This is a genomic window from Bacillus amyloliquefaciens DSM 7 = ATCC 23350 (assembly GCF_000196735.1).
Taxonomy (GTDB): domain Bacteria; phylum Bacillota; class Bacilli; order Bacillales; family Bacillaceae; genus Bacillus; species Bacillus amyloliquefaciens.
This window is the reverse complement of record NC_014551.1, coordinates 2,964,755-2,985,479: the sequence shown is the minus strand read 5'-3', so window position 1 is coordinate 2,985,479 and position 20,725 is coordinate 2,964,755. Positions and strand designations below refer to the sequence as shown.

General features: G+C 40.9%; 22 protein-coding genes and 1 tRNA gene. 19 read left to right on the top strand and 4 right to left on the bottom strand.

The features are described from left to right. The first annotated feature begins 139 nt into the window (after positions 1–139). From tlpB (BAMF_RS42325) to BAMF_RS35400, 4 genes are all read left to right on the top strand, one after another. Positions 140–2,128: a methyl-accepting chemotaxis protein TlpB gene (gene tlpB, locus BAMF_RS42325; RefSeq protein WP_013353349.1), complete on the top strand. Its 1,989-nt coding sequence runs from the start codon at positions 140–142 to the stop codon at positions 2,126–2,128. 139 nt (positions 2,129–2,267) lie between these two features. Then, positions 2,268–4,241 carry a methyl-accepting chemotaxis protein TlpB gene (gene tlpB / locus BAMF_RS35410; protein ID WP_013353348.1) on the top strand — a complete coding sequence of 658 codons (1,974 nt, stop codon included), beginning with the start codon at positions 2,268–2,270 and terminating at the stop codon, positions 4,239–4,241. An 18-nt stretch (positions 4,242–4,259) separates the two neighbouring features. Continuing rightward, entirely contained in the window at positions 4,260–6,362 is a 2,103-nt protein-coding gene (gene tlpB / locus BAMF_RS42320; protein WP_459209052.1) for a methyl-accepting chemotaxis protein TlpB, read from the top strand. 65 nt (positions 6,363–6,427) lie between these two features. Next, a complete protein-coding gene (locus BAMF_RS35400; protein ID WP_013353346.1) occupies positions 6,428–6,952 on the top strand; it encodes a type 1 glutamine amidotransferase domain-containing protein in 525 nt (174 codons plus the stop codon). A gap of 31 nt (positions 6,953–6,983) precedes the next feature. Here BAMF_RS35400 and BAMF_RS35395 read toward each other — a convergent pair whose 3' ends face one another. Continuing rightward, positions 6,984–7,970: a Gfo/Idh/MocA family protein gene (locus tag BAMF_RS35395; RefSeq protein WP_013353345.1), complete on the bottom strand. Its 987-nt coding sequence runs from the start codon at positions 7,968–7,970 to the stop codon at positions 6,984–6,986. Positions 7,971–8,148: 178 nt separating this feature from the next. Between BAMF_RS35395 and BAMF_RS35390 the strand changes: the two genes are divergently transcribed. From BAMF_RS35390 to BAMF_RS35380, 3 genes are all read left to right on the top strand, one after another. Continuing rightward, the gene (locus BAMF_RS35390) at positions 8,149–9,309 is read left to right on the top strand and encodes an AI-2E family transporter (protein WP_013353344.1); all 1,161 of its coding nucleotides are present in this window, start codon (positions 8,149–8,151) and stop codon (positions 9,307–9,309) included. 91 nt (positions 9,310–9,400) lie between these two features. Next, the gene (locus BAMF_RS35385) at positions 9,401–10,231 is read left to right on the top strand and encodes an undecaprenyl-diphosphate phosphatase (RefSeq protein ID WP_038463014.1); all 831 of its coding nucleotides are present in this window, start codon (positions 9,401–9,403) and stop codon (positions 10,229–10,231) included. Between the two features lie 126 nt (positions 10,232–10,357). Beyond that, positions 10,358–10,430: transfer RNA gene (locus BAMF_RS35380), tRNA-Ala, on the top strand. Positions 10,431–10,604: 174 nt separating this feature from the next. On the opposite strand, the gene BAMF_RS35375 is transcribed toward BAMF_RS35380, so the two are convergent. Continuing rightward, positions 10,605–11,756: a site-specific integrase gene (locus tag BAMF_RS35375; RefSeq protein ID WP_013353342.1), complete on the bottom strand. Its 1,152-nt coding sequence runs from the start codon at positions 11,754–11,756 to the stop codon at positions 10,605–10,607. Next, positions 11,756–12,289: a helix-turn-helix transcriptional regulator gene (locus tag BAMF_RS35370; RefSeq protein ID WP_013353341.1), complete on the bottom strand. Its 534-nt coding sequence runs from the start codon at positions 12,287–12,289 to the stop codon at positions 11,756–11,758. Before BAMF_RS35370 ends, BAMF_RS35375 begins: the two co-directional genes overlap by 1 nt. A 186-nt stretch (positions 12,290–12,475) precedes the next feature. On the opposite strand from BAMF_RS35370, the gene BAMF_RS35365 reads away from it, so the two are divergent. The 3 genes from BAMF_RS35365 (at position 12,476) to BAMF_RS41345 (ending at position 14,001) form a co-directional block, all read left to right on the top strand. Beyond that, positions 12,476–12,655: a helix-turn-helix domain-containing protein gene (locus tag BAMF_RS35365; RefSeq protein ID WP_014470886.1), complete on the top strand. Its 180-nt coding sequence runs from the start codon at positions 12,476–12,478 to the stop codon at positions 12,653–12,655. Between the two features lie 204 nt (positions 12,656–12,859). Next, a complete protein-coding gene (locus tag BAMF_RS35360) occupies positions 12,860–13,822 on the top strand; it encodes an AimR family lysis-lysogeny pheromone receptor (RefSeq protein WP_013353340.1) in 963 nt (320 codons plus the stop codon). 44 nt (positions 13,823–13,866) lie between these two features. Then, a complete protein-coding gene (locus tag BAMF_RS41345; protein WP_014470885.1) occupies positions 13,867–14,001 on the top strand; it encodes a lysogeny pheromone AimP family peptide in 135 nt (44 codons plus the stop codon). A gap of 266 nt (positions 14,002–14,267) precedes the next feature. Here the strand turns inward: BAMF_RS41345 and BAMF_RS41570 are convergent, their stop codons facing one another. After that, positions 14,268–14,441 carry a hypothetical protein gene (locus tag BAMF_RS41570; RefSeq protein ID WP_014470884.1) on the bottom strand — a complete coding sequence of 58 codons (174 nt, stop codon included), beginning with the start codon at positions 14,439–14,441 and terminating at the stop codon, positions 14,268–14,270. Between the two features lie 2,422 nt (positions 14,442–16,863). Here BAMF_RS41570 and BAMF_RS35355 point away from each other — a divergent pair. From BAMF_RS35355 to BAMF_RS35310, 9 genes are all read left to right on the top strand, one after another. Beyond that, the gene (locus tag BAMF_RS35355; RefSeq protein ID WP_013353339.1) at positions 16,864–17,613 is read left to right on the top strand and encodes a BRO-N domain-containing protein; all 750 of its coding nucleotides are present in this window, start codon (positions 16,864–16,866) and stop codon (positions 17,611–17,613) included. Positions 17,614–17,627: 14 nt separating this feature from the next. Next, positions 17,628–17,798: a hypothetical protein gene (locus BAMF_RS41565; RefSeq protein ID WP_014470883.1), complete on the top strand. Its 171-nt coding sequence runs from the start codon at positions 17,628–17,630 to the stop codon at positions 17,796–17,798. A gap of 180 nt (positions 17,799–17,978) precedes the next feature. Next, positions 17,979–18,170 carry a hypothetical protein gene (locus BAMF_RS35345; protein ID WP_014470882.1) on the top strand — a complete coding sequence of 64 codons (192 nt, stop codon included), beginning with the start codon at positions 17,979–17,981 and terminating at the stop codon, positions 18,168–18,170. 422 nt (positions 18,171–18,592) lie between these two features. Then, positions 18,593–18,772, top strand: a complete 180-nt coding sequence (locus BAMF_RS35340) for a hypothetical protein (protein ID WP_013353337.1) — start codon at positions 18,593–18,595, stop codon at positions 18,770–18,772. Further along, positions 18,769–19,047, top strand: coding sequence for a hypothetical protein (locus BAMF_RS35335; RefSeq protein WP_013353336.1), 279 nt, complete (start codon positions 18,769–18,771; stop codon positions 19,045–19,047). Before BAMF_RS35340 ends, BAMF_RS35335 begins: the two co-directional genes overlap by 4 nt. Positions 19,048–19,433: 386 nt before the next feature. Next, the gene (locus BAMF_RS35325; protein ID WP_014470878.1) at positions 19,434–19,625 is read left to right on the top strand and encodes a hypothetical protein; all 192 of its coding nucleotides are present in this window, start codon (positions 19,434–19,436) and stop codon (positions 19,623–19,625) included. Beyond that, a complete protein-coding gene (locus BAMF_RS35320; protein ID WP_014470877.1) occupies positions 19,619–19,909 on the top strand; it encodes a hypothetical protein in 291 nt (96 codons plus the stop codon). Before BAMF_RS35325 ends, BAMF_RS35320 begins: the two co-directional genes overlap by 7 nt. Before the next feature lie 14 nt (positions 19,910–19,923). Continuing rightward, positions 19,924–20,307, top strand: a complete 384-nt coding sequence (locus BAMF_RS35315) for a hypothetical protein (protein ID WP_013353335.1) — start codon at positions 19,924–19,926, stop codon at positions 20,305–20,307. 14 nt (positions 20,308–20,321) lie between these two features. Continuing rightward, positions 20,322–20,555 (top strand): hypothetical protein, encoded by a 234-nt coding sequence (locus BAMF_RS35310; protein WP_013353334.1) that lies wholly within the window; start codon positions 20,322–20,324, stop codon positions 20,553–20,555. The last annotated feature ends 170 nt before the right edge of the window (positions 20,556–20,725 follow it).

Below are 20,725 nucleotides of genomic sequence, written 5' to 3'. Positions count from 1 at the left end.
GCAGGCAGAGAATTAAATAAAAAGACTCACCTTAAAAGAGAGTATATAGAACTATTTTTCATTTATGACTAAATTTTCAATGTAATAAAAAGGGAGTCCGCCGATATAAACAGTAAATAATTGAAAGAGGTTTACAAAATTGAGAAAAACAGCAAAAAACATCGCAAAAAAATCAATAGCCAGAAAACTCATCTTGTCATTTTTACTGATCTTACTCATTCCGGTAGCAGTATTGGCTGCCAGTGCCTACCGTTCGGCGGCTTCATCCGTTGAAAATCAAATGATGGAAAGCGCTGAGGGGAATGTGCAAATCTTAAACAATATGATTGATGACCGGATCGGAACGTTTACAAAAAGCTCAGCATATTTCAGCGAATGGGCGACAAGCGCAAAATTTAAAGAAAAAAACCAAACGGAAATGAAAGAAAGATTCAAGCAGTTTATTGAAAGCAATGATAAAGCGGCAGCCATATTTTCAAGCAGCAAGGAAGGCGCGTTTACACGTTATCCGCATGCCGATATGCCGGCCGATTTCAATCCGCTTGAAAGAAGCTGGTATCAAGAAGCCATGGAGAATAAAGGCCAGACCATCATCACGGACCCTTATCAGTCCATCTCAAACAAAAAGATGGTCGTCACCATGGCCCGTGCCGCGCAAGACGGATCAGGCGTCGTCGCCATTGATATTAAAATCGACGATCTCATCACGATGACAAAAGAAGTCAATATCGGAAAAGAAGGATACGCCTTTATCCTCAGCAAAAATAAAAAAGCTGTTGCCTACAGTAATGAAAAAGCCGGCGCGGCGGTATCGGGAAAATGGGTTGATACATTATACAGCGGGGAAAAAGGCGATTTTGAATATACGCTGAACGGAAAAGCGAAAAAAATGGCTTACGTCACCAATAAAGCGACAGGCTGGAAGATCAGCGGAACCATGTCCGTTGATGAAATTAAGGATGCGGCCAGACCTGTTTTGACCATAGCCGTCATCATATTGGCGATAGCGGTTGCCGCAGGAATGATTTTCATTTATTTTGTCATCCGCTCTATTACAAAACCGCTGAAACGCCTCGTAGCTTCAGCGGAAAGAATCAGCAGCGGAGATCTGACGGAAACCATTGATGTCAGTTCCAAAGATGAGCTTGGTGTGCTCAGTAAAAGTTTTAATCATATGACAGATTCACTCCGGTCCCTTATTCAGGGAATTCAGGACTCTGTTGAACATGTCGCTTCTTCCTCAGAAGAGCTGACGGCTTCGGCTGAGCAGACGAGCAAAGCGACGGAACATATCACCCTTGCGATTGAACAGTTTTCTAATGGAACGGAAGACCAAAGTGACAGCATTGATAAAGCGACATCCCAAGTGAATGACATGAAAGACGGACTCAGCGATCTGGCGGAAGCAGCAGCCGTTGTGACGGAAACTTCAATTGAATCGGCGGAGATATCAGTCGCCGGAGAGCGGCTTGTCAAGAAAACAGCCGGGCAGATGGGCACCATTGATCACTCCGTCAGTAAAGCGGAACAAGTCGTAAAAGGGCTTGAGCTCAAGTCGCAAGACATCACCAGCATTTTGCGCGTCATTAATGGCATTGCCGATCAAACGAATCTTCTCGCCTTAAATGCGGCCATAGAAGCGGCAAGAGCGGGAGAATACGGACACGGTTTCTCAGTCGTCGCAGAGGAAGTGAGAAAGCTTGCCGTCCAATCAGCCGATTCAGCGAAAGAAATCGAATCCTTAATCCATGAAATTGTTAAAGAAATTCATACATCGCTCGGAATGCTGGAATCCGTCAATCACGAGGTGAAAAGCGGCCTGCAGCTAACGGACGAAACGGAAAAAAGCTTCCGGGACATCTCCGCCAAAACCAATCAGATTGCCGGTGAACTGCAAAATATGAATGCAACTGTGGAACAGCTTTCTGCCGGGTCTCAGGAAGTCTCAAACGCTTCAGAGGATATCGCGGCCGTCTCCAGACAAAGCGCGGCAAGCATACAGGACATTGCGGCTTCAGCTGAAGAGCAGCTTGCGTCTATGGAGGAGATCAGTTCATCCGCCGTCACGCTCGAAAAAATGGCTGAAGAATTGCGCGGGCTGACAAAACGTTTTAAGATAAACTCTTAATTAAGTCTAAAAGACTACTTTTAGATAGGTAAAAAGTATGCTTCGTTATATTTCTTCTTTTAGGATATGTATATTTACCTATAATTGCCGATATGAAGGGTAAACATGCAAGAGGAGATATAGCAGATGAAAAAAAATTGTGCAAATTATCAAGCAGAGATCGCTTACAAGAAAACTGCTCATTTCTTTTTTAGCCATTCTTATTCTTCCTATTTCAACGCTGGCTTTTATCGCTTATCAATCGGCGGTAAGCACGCTTGACAGGCAGATGATGGGAAGCGCATTAGATAATGTGCAGCAGATTAATGATATGATCAATACAAGCATCAGCCAGAAGGAAGACGGCGCGGCATATTTCAGCGATTGGCTCACCAAGGATCGGTACAAGCCGAAAAACCAATCGCAAATTACGGATAAATTCAGTGAGTATATAAAAATCAATAAAGACGTGGAATCCATCTATACGAGTGACACGGAAGGCCATTTCACCCGGTATCCCGACCTGCAGATGCCTAAAGGATATAATCCGATTGAAAGAGATTGGTATAAAAAAGCCGTGGAAAACAAAGGGAAAGTTGTTGTAACAGATCCTTACCGCACGGCTTCCACCAATACGATGGTCGTGACGATCGTGCAGCAGACGAAAGACGGCTCGGGAGTCATCGCCATCAATATGAAAATCGAAGAGCTTCTGAAAACGACAAAAAAAGTGAACATCGGAAAATCAGGCTATGCTTTTATCCTGACGAAAGACAAAAAAGTGGTCGCCCACCCGAACCGCACATCAGGAACAGTATTAAACGGGGATTGGGCTGAACAGCTGTACAGCAGTAAAAAAGGTGATTTTCAATACACCTACGACGGTCAGGAAAAGAAAATGGCTTATGATACGAACGGGCTGACAGGCTGGAAAATCAGCGGAACGATGTATCTGGACGAAATTCATGAAGCGGCGCTGCCGATCCTTCATCTGTCCCTGCTCGTTCTCGTATTAGCGATTGTCATCGGAACCATCGTCATGGTGCTGATTATCCGTTCCATCACAAAACCGCTCAAACAGCTTGTAACATCGTCGAAACAGATCAGTGAAGGGGATTTAACTGAAACGATCGAGATTCAATCAAAGGACGAATTAGGCGAGCTTGGAAAAAGTTTCAACAATATGGCCGCCTCGCTCAGGTCTCTGATCCATACCATTCAGGATTCCGTGAATAACGTCGCGTCTTCATCAGAGGAGCTGACGGCTTCAGCAGAGCAGACTAGCAAGGCAACCGAACATATCACACTGGCAATCGAACAATTTTCTAACGGAAATGAAAGCCAAAGTGAAAAAATTGAAAGCGCGGCGGAACATATTTATCAAATGAACAGCGGGCTTAAAGATATGGCGAAAGCATCTGCCGTCATTACCGAATCCTCCGTCACATCAGCGGAAGTCGCCAATTCAGGCGGGAAGCTCGTCCACCAGACGGTCGGCCAAATGAACGTCATTGACCGGTCAGTGAAAGAAGCTGAACAAGTAGTGCGCGGCCTTGAAACAAAATCAAAAGACATTACAAACATTCTCCGTGTCATTAACGGAATTGCTGATCAGACAAACCTTCTTGCGCTGAACGCGGCAATTGAAGCGGCCCGTGCGGGAGAATACGGCCGAGGCTTCTCAGTCGTAGCCGAAGAGGTCAGAAAACTTGCGGTGCAGTCTGCAGATTCAGCGAAAGAAATCGAAAGCTTGATTGTAGAGATCGTTAATGAAATCAATACATCTCTCGGCATGTTCCAATCCGTCAACAAAGAGGTGGAGAGCGGACTTGATATTACGAATCAGACCGAAACGAGCTTCAAACGGATTTCTGAAATGACGAACCAGATCGCCGGAGAAATTCAAAACATGAACGCGACGGTAGAACAGCTGACAGCCGGATCGCAGCAGATTTCAGGAGCCTCCGAGCAAATCGCGTCCATCGCAAAAGAAAGCTCCGCCAGCATTCAGGATATCGCCGCATCGGCCGAAGAACAGCTGGCTTCAATGGAAGAAATCAGTTCGTCTTCGGAAACGTTATCCCAAATGGCGGAAGAATTACGTGATATGACGAAACAATTTAAAATAGAATAATAGTAGAAAGACACCCAAATGTGCTGTTTGGGTGTTTTTTTTAGTTTTTTTAATAAATCTTTTGTCCTAGCTGACGATAATAGATTTAGCTTTCAAAGAAGGAGACTGAAAAAAATGAAACAACTGATACATTGGATCAAACAGCCATCCATCAGCAAGCCGCTTATCGCGGCATTTTTAGCCGTATTGGTGCTTCCGGTCGGCATACTCGCCTACTTCAGCTACCAAACGGCGGGGAGTTCATTAGAAAGCGAACTGACCCACAGCGCTCAAGGAAATGTCAACGAACTCAACAGCGTGCTGGAAAACATGCTCGACAGCAAGCTGAAAGCAATTGACTATTACAGTGAATCAATCACAAAGGAAAAAATGAAAACGAAAAATAAATCCGAACTGCTTGAAAACATGAAGCAGTATGTCACCGTAAATGACGATGTTGCATCAGTGTATGCCGCGTCTCGCGACAAAGCGTTCGTGAAATATCCGTCCGTTGACATGCCGTCCGATTACAATCCGCTCACACGAGAATGGTATACAAAAGCGGTTGAAAAAAACGGACAGCCGGTATTTACCGAGCCCTATAAAGACGCTGCAACCGGACAAACGGTCGTTACGATTGCTCAGCAGACAAAAGACGGATCAGGCGTAGTGGCGCTTGATATAAATCTGGGAGACCTGCTGAACGCTTCCGAACGCGTCCAGATCGGTCATAAAGGATTTGCTTTTATTACAACGGGAGATAAAAAATACATCGCCCATCCGACTATAAAAGCGGGAACAGAAGGCTCAGGGGAGTGGACAAAAGAAGTATTTTCAAAAACAAGCGGAACGTTTGAATACATCTTTGAAGGACAGCAAAAGAAAATGGCCTTCACGACAAACAAACTGACGGGCTGGAAAATCGCCGGCACATTTTTTGTCAGTGAGATACATGATGCAGCCCTGCCTGTTATGAGAATGGCGCTGATCATTCTTGCGGTGTCTCTTATCGTCGGCGGGATTTTAATCTTTTTTATCATTCGCGCGATTTCAAAACCGCTCAAAAAACTTGTCTCGACATCAGCTAAAATCAGTGACGGCGATTTAACGGAAGTCATTAACATCAGTTCGAAAAATGAATTCGGACAGCTCAGCCAAAACTTCAATGAGATGTCAGCATCACTCCGGTCTGTCATCGGTGTCATCCAATCATCCGTCGAACATGTCGCTTCTTCATCCGAAGAGCTGACGGCATCTGCCGGACAGACAAGCAAGGCGACAGAGCATATCACACTGGCGATTGAACAATTCTCAAACGGAAACGAATCACAAAGCGAAAAATTGGAAGAAAGTGCAGACCATCTTTCCCAAATGAATGCAGGCATTGCCGAGACGGCGAATGTATCGGCGGAAATCACTGAATCCGCCATCCAAACCTCTGATACGGCCGGAAGCGGAGAAGAATTAGTAGCGAAAACGGTCGGCCAGATGAAAACAATTGATCGTTCCGTACAGCAGGCGGAAGCAGTCGTAAAAGGGCTGGAAACAAAATCGCACGACATTAAGAGCATTTTGAACGTCATTAACGGCATTGCCGATCAGACAAACCTGCTTGCCTTAAACGCGGCCATCGAAGCGGCCAGAGCCGGCGAATACGGCCGGGGCTTCTCCGTCGTTGCGGAAGAAGTGAGAAAGCTTGCCGTGCAATCAGCCGACTCCGCCAAGGAAATCGAAACGCTGATTCAGGAAATCGTCAAAGAAATCGCCACATCGCTTTCTGTATTCCAAGCGGTGAATCAAGATGTGAAGGAAGGACTCGATATTACGGATCAAACGGCCGAAAGCTTCAAAAAAATCTCGGAAATGACGACTCAGATTTCAGGCGCTTTGCAGCACATGAACGGAACGCTTGAGCAGCTCGCGGCCGGGTCACAAAACGTGACAAACGCGGTTGAGGATATTACCGCAGTCGCCAAAGAAGGATCTGCCGGCATTCAAGACATCGCCGCGTCAGCCGAAGAGCAGCTTGCCTCCATGGAAGAAATCAGTTCATCAGCCGAAACACTTGCCCATATGGCGGAAGAATTGCAGCAGGTTACGCGGAAATTTACGATTCAGTCTGAAGACGAAGAGCAGCTGTAACGAGCTGTTTCTTTTCCTTCGCTGAAAAAAGCGATACACTTACATAAAAGAAGGGAGTGGCAGTGATGAGATTAGAAGGCAAGAAAGTCATAGCGCTTGTCAGTGACGACTTTGAAGACTTAGAGCTTTGGTACCCGGTCTACCGGCTGCGGGAGGAGGGCGCGATCGTTCATTTAATAGGAGAAGAAGCCGGCCGTTCATACAAAGGAAAATACGGCGTGCCCGCGACAGCGGATTACGATTTTAAGAGCCTGATTATCCAGGAGTATGATGCTGTGCTCGTGCCTGGCGGCTGGGCTCCTGACAAACTGAGAAGATATCCGGAAGTTTTGGACATCATCCGTACGATGAATGAGCAGAAAAAGCCGATCGGCCAGATCTGCCACGCGGGCTGGGTGCTCATATCGGCCGGAATTCTCGCAGGGAAAAAAGTAACGAGTACGCCCGGCATCAAAGATGACATGACAAACGCGGGGGCACAGTGGCTGGATGAAGCTGTCGTAACTGACGGCCACATTGTATCAAGCCGCCGTCCGCCTGACCTTCCGCATTATGCAAAAGCGTTCGCTGATCTCTTAGCATCCAAATAAAAAACCTCCGCCCGAAGCCGGGCGGAGGTTTTTAGTTTTGATCGGCAGGGAAGACAATTCCGATTTGTTTTCTTGCTTCTTCCATAATGCTTGCCGTAATGAAAGAACGCTCAAAGGTATTTTCGGAAGACTCCTGCTGTCCGTTTCGAAGAAGATTGATGAATTCTGCCGTTTCGTAATACATCGGCGGTTTCGAATCAGGGACGGAAATGTCCTCCGTGCGTCCGTCACGATAGCGGATTTCCGCCCGTTCCGGCCCGTGAATGCTGTCCAGTACGATTGTGCCGTCTTCACCCTGTATTTCCGCCGGGGCAAACGAATTTGAGATTTTTGAATGCATCAGCACCGCTTCAAATCCGTCATATGACAGAATAACCGTGCCTTCGCCGTCAACGCCGGATGATAATTTGTGACCGGTCGCAATGACGTCTTTCGGTTTGCCGAACAGGACGACGGCCGGATAAATACAGTACACGCCGATGTCCATTAACGATCCGTTCGATAGTTCAGGTTTAAACGCGTTAAGCACCGTTCCGTTTTTATATGCATCATATCGTGATGAATATTGGCAGTAGCTTGCCGTGAATCTTCTGATGGGCCCGATTTTATGTAAGTGGTTTTGAAGCATGCTGAAGTTCGGCAGGAACGTCGTTTTCATGGCTTCCATCAAAAGAACGCCGTTCGCTTTAGCTGCGTGAATCATGTCTTCCGTTTCCCTTGCGTTAGACGCAAACGGTTTTTCGCACAGCACATGCTTGCCGTGTTCCATAAAAAGGATCGCCTGTTCTTTATGAAATGCATTCGGGCTGGCGAGATACACCGCGTCATAAGCTTCGCTTTCTGCCATTTCTTTTAGGCTGGTGAAATAATGAGCAGCGCCGTGTTTGCCGGCAAACTCCGCCGCACGTTCCTCAGTTCTGGAATAAACCGCCGTTAATTGAAAATCATCAATAGCAGAAGCCGCCTCCAGAAATCGTTCTGTAATCCAATTCGTTCCGACTGTTGCAAATCGAATCATTGCTATCGCTCCTTCTATGTATTGGCTTACATTATAGCTGTTTTTCACAGAAACATAAATGAAAAAAGACTGCCCGGCAAAGATATAGGAAAAATTCCCATAGAGGCCGGTTATTATTTTTCATTACAGGAACGATAGTGTACAATTTAGGTAAAATACATATGATGGAGGAACAATAGTGGAAACATTGCAAACATGGGGCGGCAGATTTAAACAGTTTTTCTTGGACAATAAATTTGTCTTGTTTTTGCTTGTATTGCTGCTCATCGGTCTCAATATCCTTGTCTTTACGAAGACATCATTTATTTTCACACCCATTATCGTCCTGCTCAAAACAATTGCGCTCCCCGTCATTTTGACAGGAATTGTTTATTATCTGCTCAATCCGATCGTAGATATATTGGAAAAATTAAGAGTGAAAAGAGTGTATTCCATCCTGCTCCTTTACCTCATTATAATAGGTCTGATTTCGATTACGATCGTTTCAATTATTCCGTTTTTAAAGGAACAGATTATGAGCCTGATCGACAACCTGCCGAAATATGTGGATATTGTTGAAGATCAGACGAAAAGCCTGATCGGAAGCGATTTTGTAAATCAGGCGCAAAAGACGATGAATATCAACATTTCCGATCTTGCAAATAAAGTATCGGCGCAGGCGGCGACAATTGCAAACAGCACATTTACCGGGGTCGGGAATTTTATCGGCGCGCTGACGGAAGTGATCATTTCAATTGTGACTGTTCCGTTTATTCTGTTCTATTTGCTGAAAGACGGCAAAAAACTGCCGTTTTATATATTAAAGTTTGTGCCTACCCGTCTGAAAGAACAAACGTATACGATGCTGAGCGAAATGAACCACAGATTAAGCTCTTATATCAGAGGGCAGATCATCGTCAGCTTCTGCATCGGATTTTTATTATTTATCGGCTATCTGATTATCGGACTTGATTATGCATCCCTGCTTGCGGTCATTGCCGCTTGTACGAGCGTTGTTCCGTATTTAGGGCCGACCATTGCCATCACGCCGGCGATTATTATCGCTTTGGTCACGTCGCCCCTTATGCTGCTGAAGCTTGCGATTGTCTGGACCGTTGTCCAGCTCGTGGAAGGAAAATTAATCTCTCCGCAGATCATGGGGAAAAATCTTCACATTCACCCGATTACCATCATCTTTGTTCTTTTAACCGCCGGAAAGCTGTTCGGGGTTGTCGGCATTATTTTAGCCATCCCGGGGTATGCGGTCATCAAAGTGGTCACAACCCATCTGTTTGATTGGTTCAAAATGCGCTCGCATTTATATGAAGAAGAAAAAAATGATGCTGTATCGAAGTCATAAAATCGGAACGGACATGATATTTATTATAAGACAGGCTTTCCTTTAAAGGAGAGCTTCTCTTTTGTAAATGACGAATGAAGGGAAGAATAGGATGACACTATGGGAGATGTTCACAGCAGCCGTTTTGGGAATCGTGGAAGGGCTGACGGAATACGCGCCGGTTTCTTCCACGGGACATATGATCATAGCGGATGACATCTGGCTGAAATCCGGAAGCCTGATGAATCCGGAAGCCGCCAATTCCTTCAAAGTGGTGATCCAGCTCGGTTCGATCTTAGCGGTGGCTATTGTATTTAAGGATCGGATATTAAATTTACTCGGCCTCAAAAAAAACGTGACGCGCGATCAGCAGAAGGGATACAGGCTGACCATCGCGCAAATTGCTGTCGGTCTTGTTCCGGCGGCGGTTCTCGGCTTTTTATTTGAGGATTTCATTGACCGCTACTTATTTTCCGTCAGAACGGTCGCTTACGGATTAATTGCCGGAGCCGTGCTTATGCTGATTGCAGACTGGATCAATAAAAGGAAAGAAACGATCGATACAGTAGACAGAATTACCTACAAACAGGCTTTCTGTGTCGGGTTATTCCAATGTCTCGCCTTGTGGCCCGGCTTTTCCCGCTCAGGCTCAACGATTGCCGGAGGTGTCATTCTCGGCTTGAATCACCGGGCAGCCGCAGACTTCACATTTATTATGGCTATTCCGATTATGGCGGGCGCAAGCCTTCTGAAGCTGGTGAAATACTGGAGCAGTCTTTCTCCTGACATGATTCCGTTTTTTCTTGTCGGTTTTATCTGCGCCTTTGTCGTTGCTCTCTTAGTCGTCAAATTCTTTCTTCGGCTTATTAATCGGATTAAGCTTGTCCCGTTCGCCATTTACCGTGTTATCCTCGGCATTATTTTAATCATGTTGGTCCGATAACCGAAGAGGCCCCTCGAGGGTCTTTTTTTATGTTTGAAAAACATCTCATAAAAATGTAGGCAAACTGAATTTCCGGCTTGAAATTTAAAGAAAACTCGTCTATAATAAAACATGACGTTACCGCACGGGGCCATAGCTCAGCTGGGAGAGCGCTACGCTGGCAGCGTAGAGGTCAGGGGTTCGAGCCCCCTTGGCTCCATACTAATAAAGCTTGATCTAAAGCCATTCTTGAGACTTTCAAGAGTGGTTTTTTATTTGCTCTAATCTCTATTGGCAACAAAACGGCAACATTTGTGTTTGAGTTTTAAAAGTGGCAACAGGGTGTCTCATTTTAAGAAAAGAAAACAAAAAAAATAACCCCCATCATAGGAGGTCACAGTTTTATTGATCGCTGCAGGTTGTCTATAAGTTTCTTCTTAGTTTTAGACATAATGTGTACATAGGTGTCATAAGTAAAGCTCGATTTTGCATGTCCAAGTCTTTCGGATATCTCTTTAATATCGTGTCCAAAATAAAGCATTAAGGAGGCGTGTACGTGTCTTAGATCATGAAAGGTTATCTTTGGTACTCCAGCCTTCTTCATCAGCTTAGCTTGCTTCCTAAGAACGTTTCGTGCGTTTATTGGATTACCAAGCTCTGTGCATATTACTAAGTCTTGATCTTGGTAATCGTCCCCGAACTTTTCTTTTTCGCTCTCAATGATCTTTTTTTGTTGTCTGAATTGATCTGCCAATGATTCACTGAATTCAATTGTTCGTCTACTTTTCTTAGTCTTGGTATCATCGAGAATTTCTTTGCCATCATGGGACAATGTTTGTTCAACATAAAGAAGGTTGTCTTCTAGGTCGACATCTTTCCAGGTAAGCCCCAGTATTTCTCCCTGACGCATTCCACAGATAATAGCAATAGCATAAGCCAAGTGATATCTGTTTTGTTCATCCTCTTTAGATGTTTCTAGGAATTGATTAGCTTGTTCTAAATCCCAAACATCAATTCTCTTTCGTTTGGGTTCTTTAGGGAGTATTGCTTTTTTGGCTACATTGGTTTTGATCAGCTTATTATCTACTCCATAATCAAGCGCTGCACTGACAATTTCATGACTTCTTTTTATGGTTTTGTAGGCATAGCCAATTTTCCCTTTACCTCTATCTTTTGTATAGAGAGCATGAATAAAATTATTGATGTGCTCTGTTTTAAGATTGGCCAGTAAAATGTCTCCTATATAGGGATAGATGTAATTCTTTAAGCTGTTTTTATAAAGTGTTACAGTCTGAGATCCAATATTGATTGATTTAACTTCTAACCATCTCTCTAAATAGTCATTGACAGTTATTTTAGGGGTTTGAATATACATCCCTTTGTTAATAGCAGATTCGACTTCGGCAATGAATTCTTTAGCATCTTTCTTCTTATCGAATCCTCTTTTCTTTTTTTGATGGCGTTCACCGTTCTCATCATATACATCATAAGCCACAAAATATTTTTGTTTCCCTTTACTTGTTTTGTAAGGGTGTATTGATGCCATTAATCGTCCTCCTTAATATCTTTGTATTGCTCAAGAAATTTTAAGCTCTTTTCTCTCAAGTTTTCCAAAATCTTTTTTCTGATTTCTTTTTTATTGTCGTCTATGAACTCCATTAAAGTGTTAACGACGACGTCGGTTTCATAGAGATAAGATCTTTCAAGAGAATCCAGTTCCTTATCTGAACGAGATTCAGCATTAACAAAAGTTCTGAGTTGAATGGCAACTGAAGTAGATTTAGTTACATCCCACATATCTCTGCTCGCAACTAAAATTCTCTCATTTTCTTCGTCATCTACATTCGATGGCTCAATATTTAAAAATTCAGCGATGTCGGGAGGCAAATCAATACCGCACATCTCAATTATTGATTTCACTGTTTGTAAACTGTTTTTTCTTTGTCCAAACTTTCCGTTTTCAATGTTGGATACAGTCCCTTGACTAACTCCTACAAATAGAGCAAAGTCTGCTGAGGACATTTTCTCTTTTAATCTGTAGTTTCTAATTAATTTTCCAATCCGTTCATTCTCGGTCATTTTTATACCCTCCAAGATCATTAACAATACAATTAATAATAGCACAATTAGATAAGATTAAAAACAAATACAAAACTGATTAAATAATTAATGATTTATTATTGACTAATTAAATGAATGAAAGTATACTTTAATTAATCCCAAACGACAGGGGAGGATAAATAAGTAACAGAAAGGGGGAACCAGATGTACGAGGACATCATGAATAAACCGGCACTTGACGTTGAAGACGTGCAGAACTGGCTGGGTATTGGACGTGATCAGGCATACGCACTTTGTAAAAGTGGAAAGTTCCACACAGTAAAGATCGGTAGACGTATTAAAATCCCAACGAACGGATTTATGCGTTGGTTCAACGGTCAGTAAGTCTAATAGATTCATATTACATAACAGCAACACCGCAATACATAATCGCAATACATAACTTGTTCCATAAAACTGGAGGATACATTATAATGAGATCATATGTTCTTATTTTAGAACCGAAAGAGATCGAATTTTCAGATTCAGGATAGTGGCTTTTGCCACTGCCTGTTGCTCTGGATTAGTGACAAATAGGGGGTTATTCAGATGTTAGTAAAAGAGAGAGAAGTTAAGAAGCCGGAAGTAGATGCAAAGGTACGTCTTGAAATGTCAGATATTAATGAACAGTATGAACTGACTGACACATTAATTGATCAATTAATTAATAGTACCTGTTCAATTGAACGTGAATGGGCCGCAATGTATCAGATCAAACGTAAGCAAGACAGAGGCGAAATAAACGCACATCAGGCGCTTAAAGCAATTGGGAAGCTTGATCCCAAGTCTCAAGAAATGCGTGTATTCACTTACATAATCCCGTTGTATTACTACCTTAGAATGGCTGAATACTCAAATCTTGCAGAAATGTCGATGATTGTAGATCTTGATTTTATTGAAAACAATGAACAGATTAAAAGCTCGTTTTATTACCGTCTGATGGCTTTGTTGGGCGCTTCAGCATTCAGTCAGAATAAAATGACTCAAGCCCGTTTTTATTGCTCATACGGCATTAATGTAACGAATATTGATAGGCTTGTCGCTTATAGCTATCTAACTTTGGGAAATACTTATTTGCTTGATGATTATGAAAAAGCAAAAGAATATTACCTGACCGGTTTAAAACATACTGAGAATAACCCCTTGGCAAAATTACAGCTAACTAGAAGCCTTTGTTTCTTGGAAAACCATTGGAATCAAGAGAACTTTTGGTTAAACCCTGATTCAAATGAAGTAACAGATATCCAAGAAATTGCACATTATCACATCAAGAAAAACAACTTGCAACAGGCTAAAGAAATATTGGAGAACTTAGAGCAGCAACCGAATATTCATAATGACTTTGGCATTCATTTTTATCTAAAAGGACTAGCTTATGAAGATAAGAGATTCTTTTATGAGTCTATAAAACACTTTAAGCTGTCCGGCGATCTATACAGCGTACGCTTACCTTTGGATAAATTAAGGGAAATGGGTGAGGACGAGCAGATTTTGGATTTACTTGCCCTTTAAATGCAAAATCAATTTCGCATCACTTGAAAGGAGGTGAAAACTATATGAAAAAAGTATTTATCGGTCTTACAATCGTAGCTTCATTGGCTGTTGGTTTCGTTGCAGGTCAACAAACTACAATTCATACCGCATCAGGGGAAGAAACATTCCATGTGGCAGGTTTTGGACGTGGTGCATAAGCATTACATATCCATTTGAAGGGGTGAGCGATACGTTCACCCCTTATTAATTGTAGGATGGATTTTAACTTGTTATCTGTCTTATAAGTGGTGGGCAAATGATAAGGAGTGTGTAAATGTATAGAGACAGACCTATCGTATCAGGTGAGGACGCAAAACGGTTTCTGAACAATGTTAGACGTGTTAACGAGAAGATTGCACGTAGGCGCAAAATAAGGGAGATTAATCGAATGAAAAGGACAGGGAGATGATTCCCCGTCCTCTTTTTATTTGTTCCTGTTGTCAATTGTGGGTTTGAATTCTGATGTACCGCATTTCCAGCATACATAATCACCTGTTTTGCCGCCATTGTGATACTCAACTTCCCATGCGTGATCACAAGGTTGGTCACCTTTCTTTTTCCAAGCTTCACGTAATTTAATACCTTCGTACATTTCCATTTACAATACCTCGCTTCATTTTGTATTAAGACACATTTATTTGTTTACAATTATAGATTCTTGCCAGCGAGACATTGTAACAAATCACCTTTTTGAAAAAAATTATTCGGATTGATGGCTGCTGTGAAAATAAAAGCAATAAACGGTTTCTGAAACCATTGATATTACTGGCTTTTTGGGGGGCTCTCGTAGAAGAAAAGGTGTTATTAAAAAGTAATAAAAAAAGATAAAGAAAAAGAGTCTGTGAAGGGTTTGGGATGGTGCAGACAAAAAACGATTAAGACAGCGTAGCTGGGTTAAGCGTTTGTCAGCATCCCAAGGTCTTCATCTATCTCAGAAAATGAGGTGTAAAATTGGCTCATCTCTACATGGTTAATAGAACAAACCTCTTAAACTTCGAAAAAAAGCCAGTCATATCAACGTTTTCAGAGCCTAAGTCTTTAAGAGAAGAGTAAATAAATTATTTATAAATAGAGGTTACATTTTTAAGTATATACGTCCGTAAAGAAGGGCGCTTTACGTCCGGTTTGTCCAGCAAGCTGGCCTGCACGATGTTCATTTATTATTTGTACTTGAAGGATAATGTTTTTGATATACAAATAGCTTCAGAATTGTTTCTGAGAGGTTCTGACTAAATAGATACCCAATACACCTAAAATACAATTAGGACTCTCAGAATGGATTCTGTGATGTTTGAGTGGTAGACATCCTAAGTGAATGAAAAAAATCTTTGATTCTGATGAAGGTTTAGCTATTTCATATGTTAGAGATACAGGTAGGTCTTCAAGTAATTCTGCTTGATTGGCGCAATTTGCGCTAATCATTTCGTAACGTCGGATTAATCGCCACATTTTGTGGCAATGAAATTATGGTAAAGATGAAAAATGTTAATAAAATAGAAAAACGCTGAAATTGTTGACTGGTAAGGGTTTTGAAGCCTGTTATTTATTTTTTAGTTATGGTAGAGGGGATAACGACCAATAGAAAGTCCCTTGAGTCTTACTCCTATAAGGGTTACAGCGTTTCTTGGCAAAAAAGTTTCGTTGAAAATGTGCTTTGATCCGTTGATGGATATAGATTTATCGGTGTTTCAGAGATAAATGCCATAAAGGAGACTAAGGAATGACGAAATAGAAACAGCTCTCACGCCTTACGTGGTGCGGTGTACAGCGATTTTAACCGAGAAAAATTCAACAAAAAAGTATCTCTAGCCCTTGGTACATCTGACTTCATGGCTATTTTTGAGATAATCGCCTTAAGGGAAATAGATTCTGTTAGCATTTAGAAAGTGTCATGAGCCTTACTCCCCCAACAGGTGTAGCCGATTTACCGGAAAAAGATGAGCTGCAAAAGAGCCGTGAACCATTGTCACATATAGGCTCGTGGGTGATTTCGAGATAATCGCCATAAGGGGATGAAGAATAGCAACGAAATATACAATAAATGTATTTAATGGGAATCGAAAGATCGAAAGAAGACAAATAGAAACTACCTTCGTCCTTACTCCGCCAAGAGGTACAGCGATTTTACCGGAAAAATATTGCTGGAAAAAGTGCCCTGAGCCCTTGCCCCGTAAGGGCTGAAGGAGGTTCGGGAGATAATCGCCATAAGGGAGAGAAATGAATGTCCTAGAATAGAAAGTGTCATGAACCCAGTCGTATCAATGGCTTCGGCGTTTTCATCGGAAAAAGTTCAACAAAAAAAGTACTTTGAACCCTTGATACGACTGATCTGAAAGCCCCTTTTGAGATAATCGCCATAAGGGAATACCAAAAGAAAACAACTGGTAGCGAAATAGAAACTGCCCTGAGCCTTACTCCCCCAAGGGATAGAGAAGATTTATCGAATTTTGTAGTTATGAAAAGGTGGCTTGAAGCAGTGCTGTGACTGGGCTCAACCGTGTTTCAGAGATAAACGTCATAAGGGAAAGCTTAAGGGAGGTCGAAAGCTTAATTTACACATGAAGGGTTATTATGACCTCCAGTTCAAATACATTTCTCCTTTTATTCTCCAGCGTATTGGTCAATAGATCGGTACGCTATCTCCCTTAAGCTTTTCAATTGGGTAGTTGCATACCACTAAAGGTGTTCAGGTGCACATGAGCATTGGAGGAAAGGAACGTTTCAGTGGGAAGGGAAACCTTTAAACAGTCTTAATCCCACTCGTTTATTCTAAATTTAAGCATACTTACGCTATTTTTAATTATAATTGTAACTTATAATGATCATTTTTACAATTCTAATCTGCATTGACTCATTAATTTTTAATGGGTGAATGGAAATTGGAACTATGAGCATGTCGTGATGACACCTCTTCCAATTAATTTTTAGTTGAGATGATGCGAGAGATTAAGCCCGCCTTTATAGGTTGAAGGGCTTTTTCTGCTTGTACACAAAATTAAAATTTTTGGAGGAAAACGAATTTGAATCACATTGAACAAATTTTTAACTTTGAAGGGCAAGAAGTAAGAACAGTTAGTGTTAAAGGTGATGTATATTTTGTTGCTAAGGATGTATGCGATGCATTGGAGATTAGTAATAGCCGTCATGCACTGACACGTCTTGATGATGATGAGAGTATGTCGTTTGAAATGACACACCCACAATCGCCTTCAAAAACAATTCTCATGCAAGTTGTAAATGAGTCAGGACTATATGAATTAATCTTTTCGAGTCGTAAAAAGACAGCGAAGGATTTCAAACGATGGGTTAAGCGTGATGTGCTGCCTTCAATTAGAAAGAATAAAGTCTATATTGATCCTACAGCTACAGATCAGGAAATTGACCATGCTGTTAGATTCGCAACACCTCAGAAGAGAAGAAACCTATTAATGTCAGCAACTATTGATGGAGAAAACAGTGTATTTGCTGTGTATGGGGCTATTAAAGAATACATTAGCAAATGGACTGCTGAAGATAAGATTAAGGCTTTAAACCATGTAGAACGCACATTATTAGATAAAAAGGATACATACGGAAGCGATATTGCATTTGTACATAAGATTGAAGAATTATTACGTCATGTGGCCAAGGATTTAGACAAAATCAAAAACTGGAAGAATGGTGCTGAGAAGCGTGAGCTAGGTAAAGAAAACAAGCAGCTTCAAGACCAAGTAAGCGAACTTTTGCATATTGGAAACTTTAAAGAAGTTCATCTTACATTTAAACAGTGAGGGAGAATGAGTCTATGAATGATACTCTTGAAGAACTGAATGAAGATTTACGGAACGCAAGAACATCACTACTCTTCATTAACGGACGTTTGAGCGAACTTGATTATTATGTTAATCGGCGGATGGAAGTGCTGGACGAGATTAAGGAGTTAGAACGCCTAATAAAAAAGCACGGTGATACATAATGTTTAAATCGTTGTATGAATCGCTTGATGCCGTATCTAAGGAAAGTATTCAGCTATTTAGGGAGTATTTAATCAAAAATGAGCAACTAGATGATTTTGAACAATTTATGTTAAGCAAAAAAGATACGAGGAATGTAAATCTCTATCTCTACATGAAAAATATATGGAGGATGTTTGACAATGAATAGATTAATTGCTGAAGCTCTTGCTTGTCTTATTATAGCTGCATTGTTCTTTATGTGTGGTTACCTATTAGAAGGACTAAAGTTTGGGATGTTCTGTGCCACTCTATCATTAAGCTCATCTTTAGGTTATTGCCACGGAATGCGTGATGGTGAGAAGAATGAACGGAATAAGCAACGTATTAAATAAAGTCGATTCGCGAGCGACTATAAATATCTAAATAAGGACAGAAAACAACATGTGGGATGGGGATACGTCGGTATCCTCTTTTTTTATTTTAGGAGGAGATTGAAAGGAGAGTGAACAGAATGAGGGCTCTAAAATCACCTTTTAAATTTATCTTAGTTTTATTGTTTTTCTTGAGTAATAAGGAGAAATACATTTCATTCCGTCAGATCGCAAATGGGAAGCACTTTTATGAATGGCAATGGACGCTGCTAGACAAAATTTATCGTGTGTAAAAAGGGGAGAAGTGAGTGGTAAGAACAAAACGAACTCCAAGATATCGTACTAAAAGTGAGCCAAAGACATTATTTGAGCAAGTTGAGATGATGCTGCAAAACATTAAATGGATTAACAGTCAATATGAAAAAAAGGGAGAGAAAAAGTGAATGAATAAGTACGCTGTATTTTACGATTATTGCGATCCGTTCATACTGTTCTTTGATACTGAAGAAGAAGCTTCAAAAGAATTTGAAAACCGGATTGAAGAAGACGATGAAGACAGTGGGATCGGTGTATATATGGCAAAAGTGATTAAAGTGCATAATGAAAGGGATGAAGATGAATGAACGGGGAATTTATTTTAGGTAAGGTATTTCCTATTTTTGCAACCACTTATAGAGATGGTGAAATTGATAAAACATTTATTACTGGATATGAGATTGAATACTCAACAATGTCATTAAAGGATAATGATAAGCCTGATTTTAAAGTTGATGGACGTATACCTTTTCCAGCTTCAATGCTTGGTAAAACCTATAAGGAAACAGTAAAGAATGTGACAGCAATGTTAAATGCTAATAAACAACAATACGCATATGAAGTTTTCGGCATGGAGATTTAATGCCTCTTAAACGCTGTAATGCTCCTGGCTGCCGATCTCTGATTGATTGGTCATTGTCTTATTGTGATAAGCATAAGGGACACTCAGATAAGGAATACAATAAGAATGTCCGGTACAACAAAGATAATACAGAGTTGTATTCCTATTATCAGAGCAAGGAATGGAGATTGCTCAGGGAAGAAAAGAAACGTGAATCAAACTATAGATGTGCTATGTGTGCAGCTGAAGGCAAAAGGAATTTAAGTGAGCGTTTAGTTGTTCACCATAAGCACAGAGAGTTAAGGGATATACTACATAACTATGAAGCTAGGGTTGATTTGAATAACCTAGAGGTATTATGTCAGACACATCATAACCAGATTACATTCGGAGAAGGGGAATGAGTAATGGGATATGCTGCAAGACCAACTGTTAAAGCTCCAAAGGTTCCTAAAAAAGAACCTGTGAATCCAAGTGAAGTTGTTAATCTTATGCAAAGAGGACTACTTACAGTAAACGAAGTTAGAAAGTATCATGGTCTTTCATCAATTGATGGTGGAGATTCAGTATTGTTTAATGGGAGGAATAATAAATGTTAGTTGAGTATCAAGGTTTAATGGTAAGTAAAGAGAAGGCTGAATTATTTAAACGGTTACGTATCAAGTTTAATTTAGATGCTAAATCGGATCTCGGATATATACCGTGGGGATGGGATGGTGTTGAATATTACGGCTTGAAATCCATTGATCCATATAGCACAGGGGTAACATTCATTAGGTATGATAAGAGCTATTTAAAAAGTATCTCTTTTGAGAAGATGATAAACGATAAGGTTAAAGATGAATCTGTTCGTGAAGACATTTTAGAAAAGGTTAGTGTGTAAAGGAGGGAATCCAATTGAAGACAAATCATTTAGGAATTACTGTTGATGCAACACAAGCATCTCAAACACTAAGCAACTTTAATGAAGCAATTGAAGACATTAAGATGCGGTTAAAGGCAATCGAACAAAACTATTCATTCATTGAAATTGGAATTAATGTGAACTTCAATGAAAAGAAATTTAAGGATTCACTTGTTACCAAGTTCGGTGATGATGGATATGTAAGATTAGAAATTCAGAATCCAGATGAAAACTGGGACAAACTGATTCTTGATCACATTTCTGAAACCGTTGATAAAGCAACTCAGAATGCAATTGAGAAGAGTAAGTGTGATGGAGTATTTGATTATAAACTATATGTTGATAATAAATTCTTTAAAAAAGGAGTGATTGAGTAATGGATCAGTAGCCATTGTTGCAAATTACTTTAGATGAAATTAACTCAATTCCTGAAGTTTATTATAAAGGTGAAAAGATTACAAAAAGAATTAAGGTTTCGTTTGATTGGGAAACTGCCACATATTATGATGAGAGCAAAGCAAACATTTTAATTAAACGTGGAGTTAAAGATAGTCTTGGATCACCAACTGTTGAAACCATTGAGACTAAAAAACAAGGAAAAATTATAACAACTTTGGTTTATTAAGTCCCCCCGACTTATAACGGGGTAGTATTGAATAAATTTGTACATCGGATGCCCCTCTTCTTTATAAAAATTGTTAGATTGGAAATTTGAAATTTGCTTTTTTAGACTCAAATTAAACTTAATAATTGATTAAACGAAAGTTGTCAGATTCCTTGTTCAGTATGGATTTA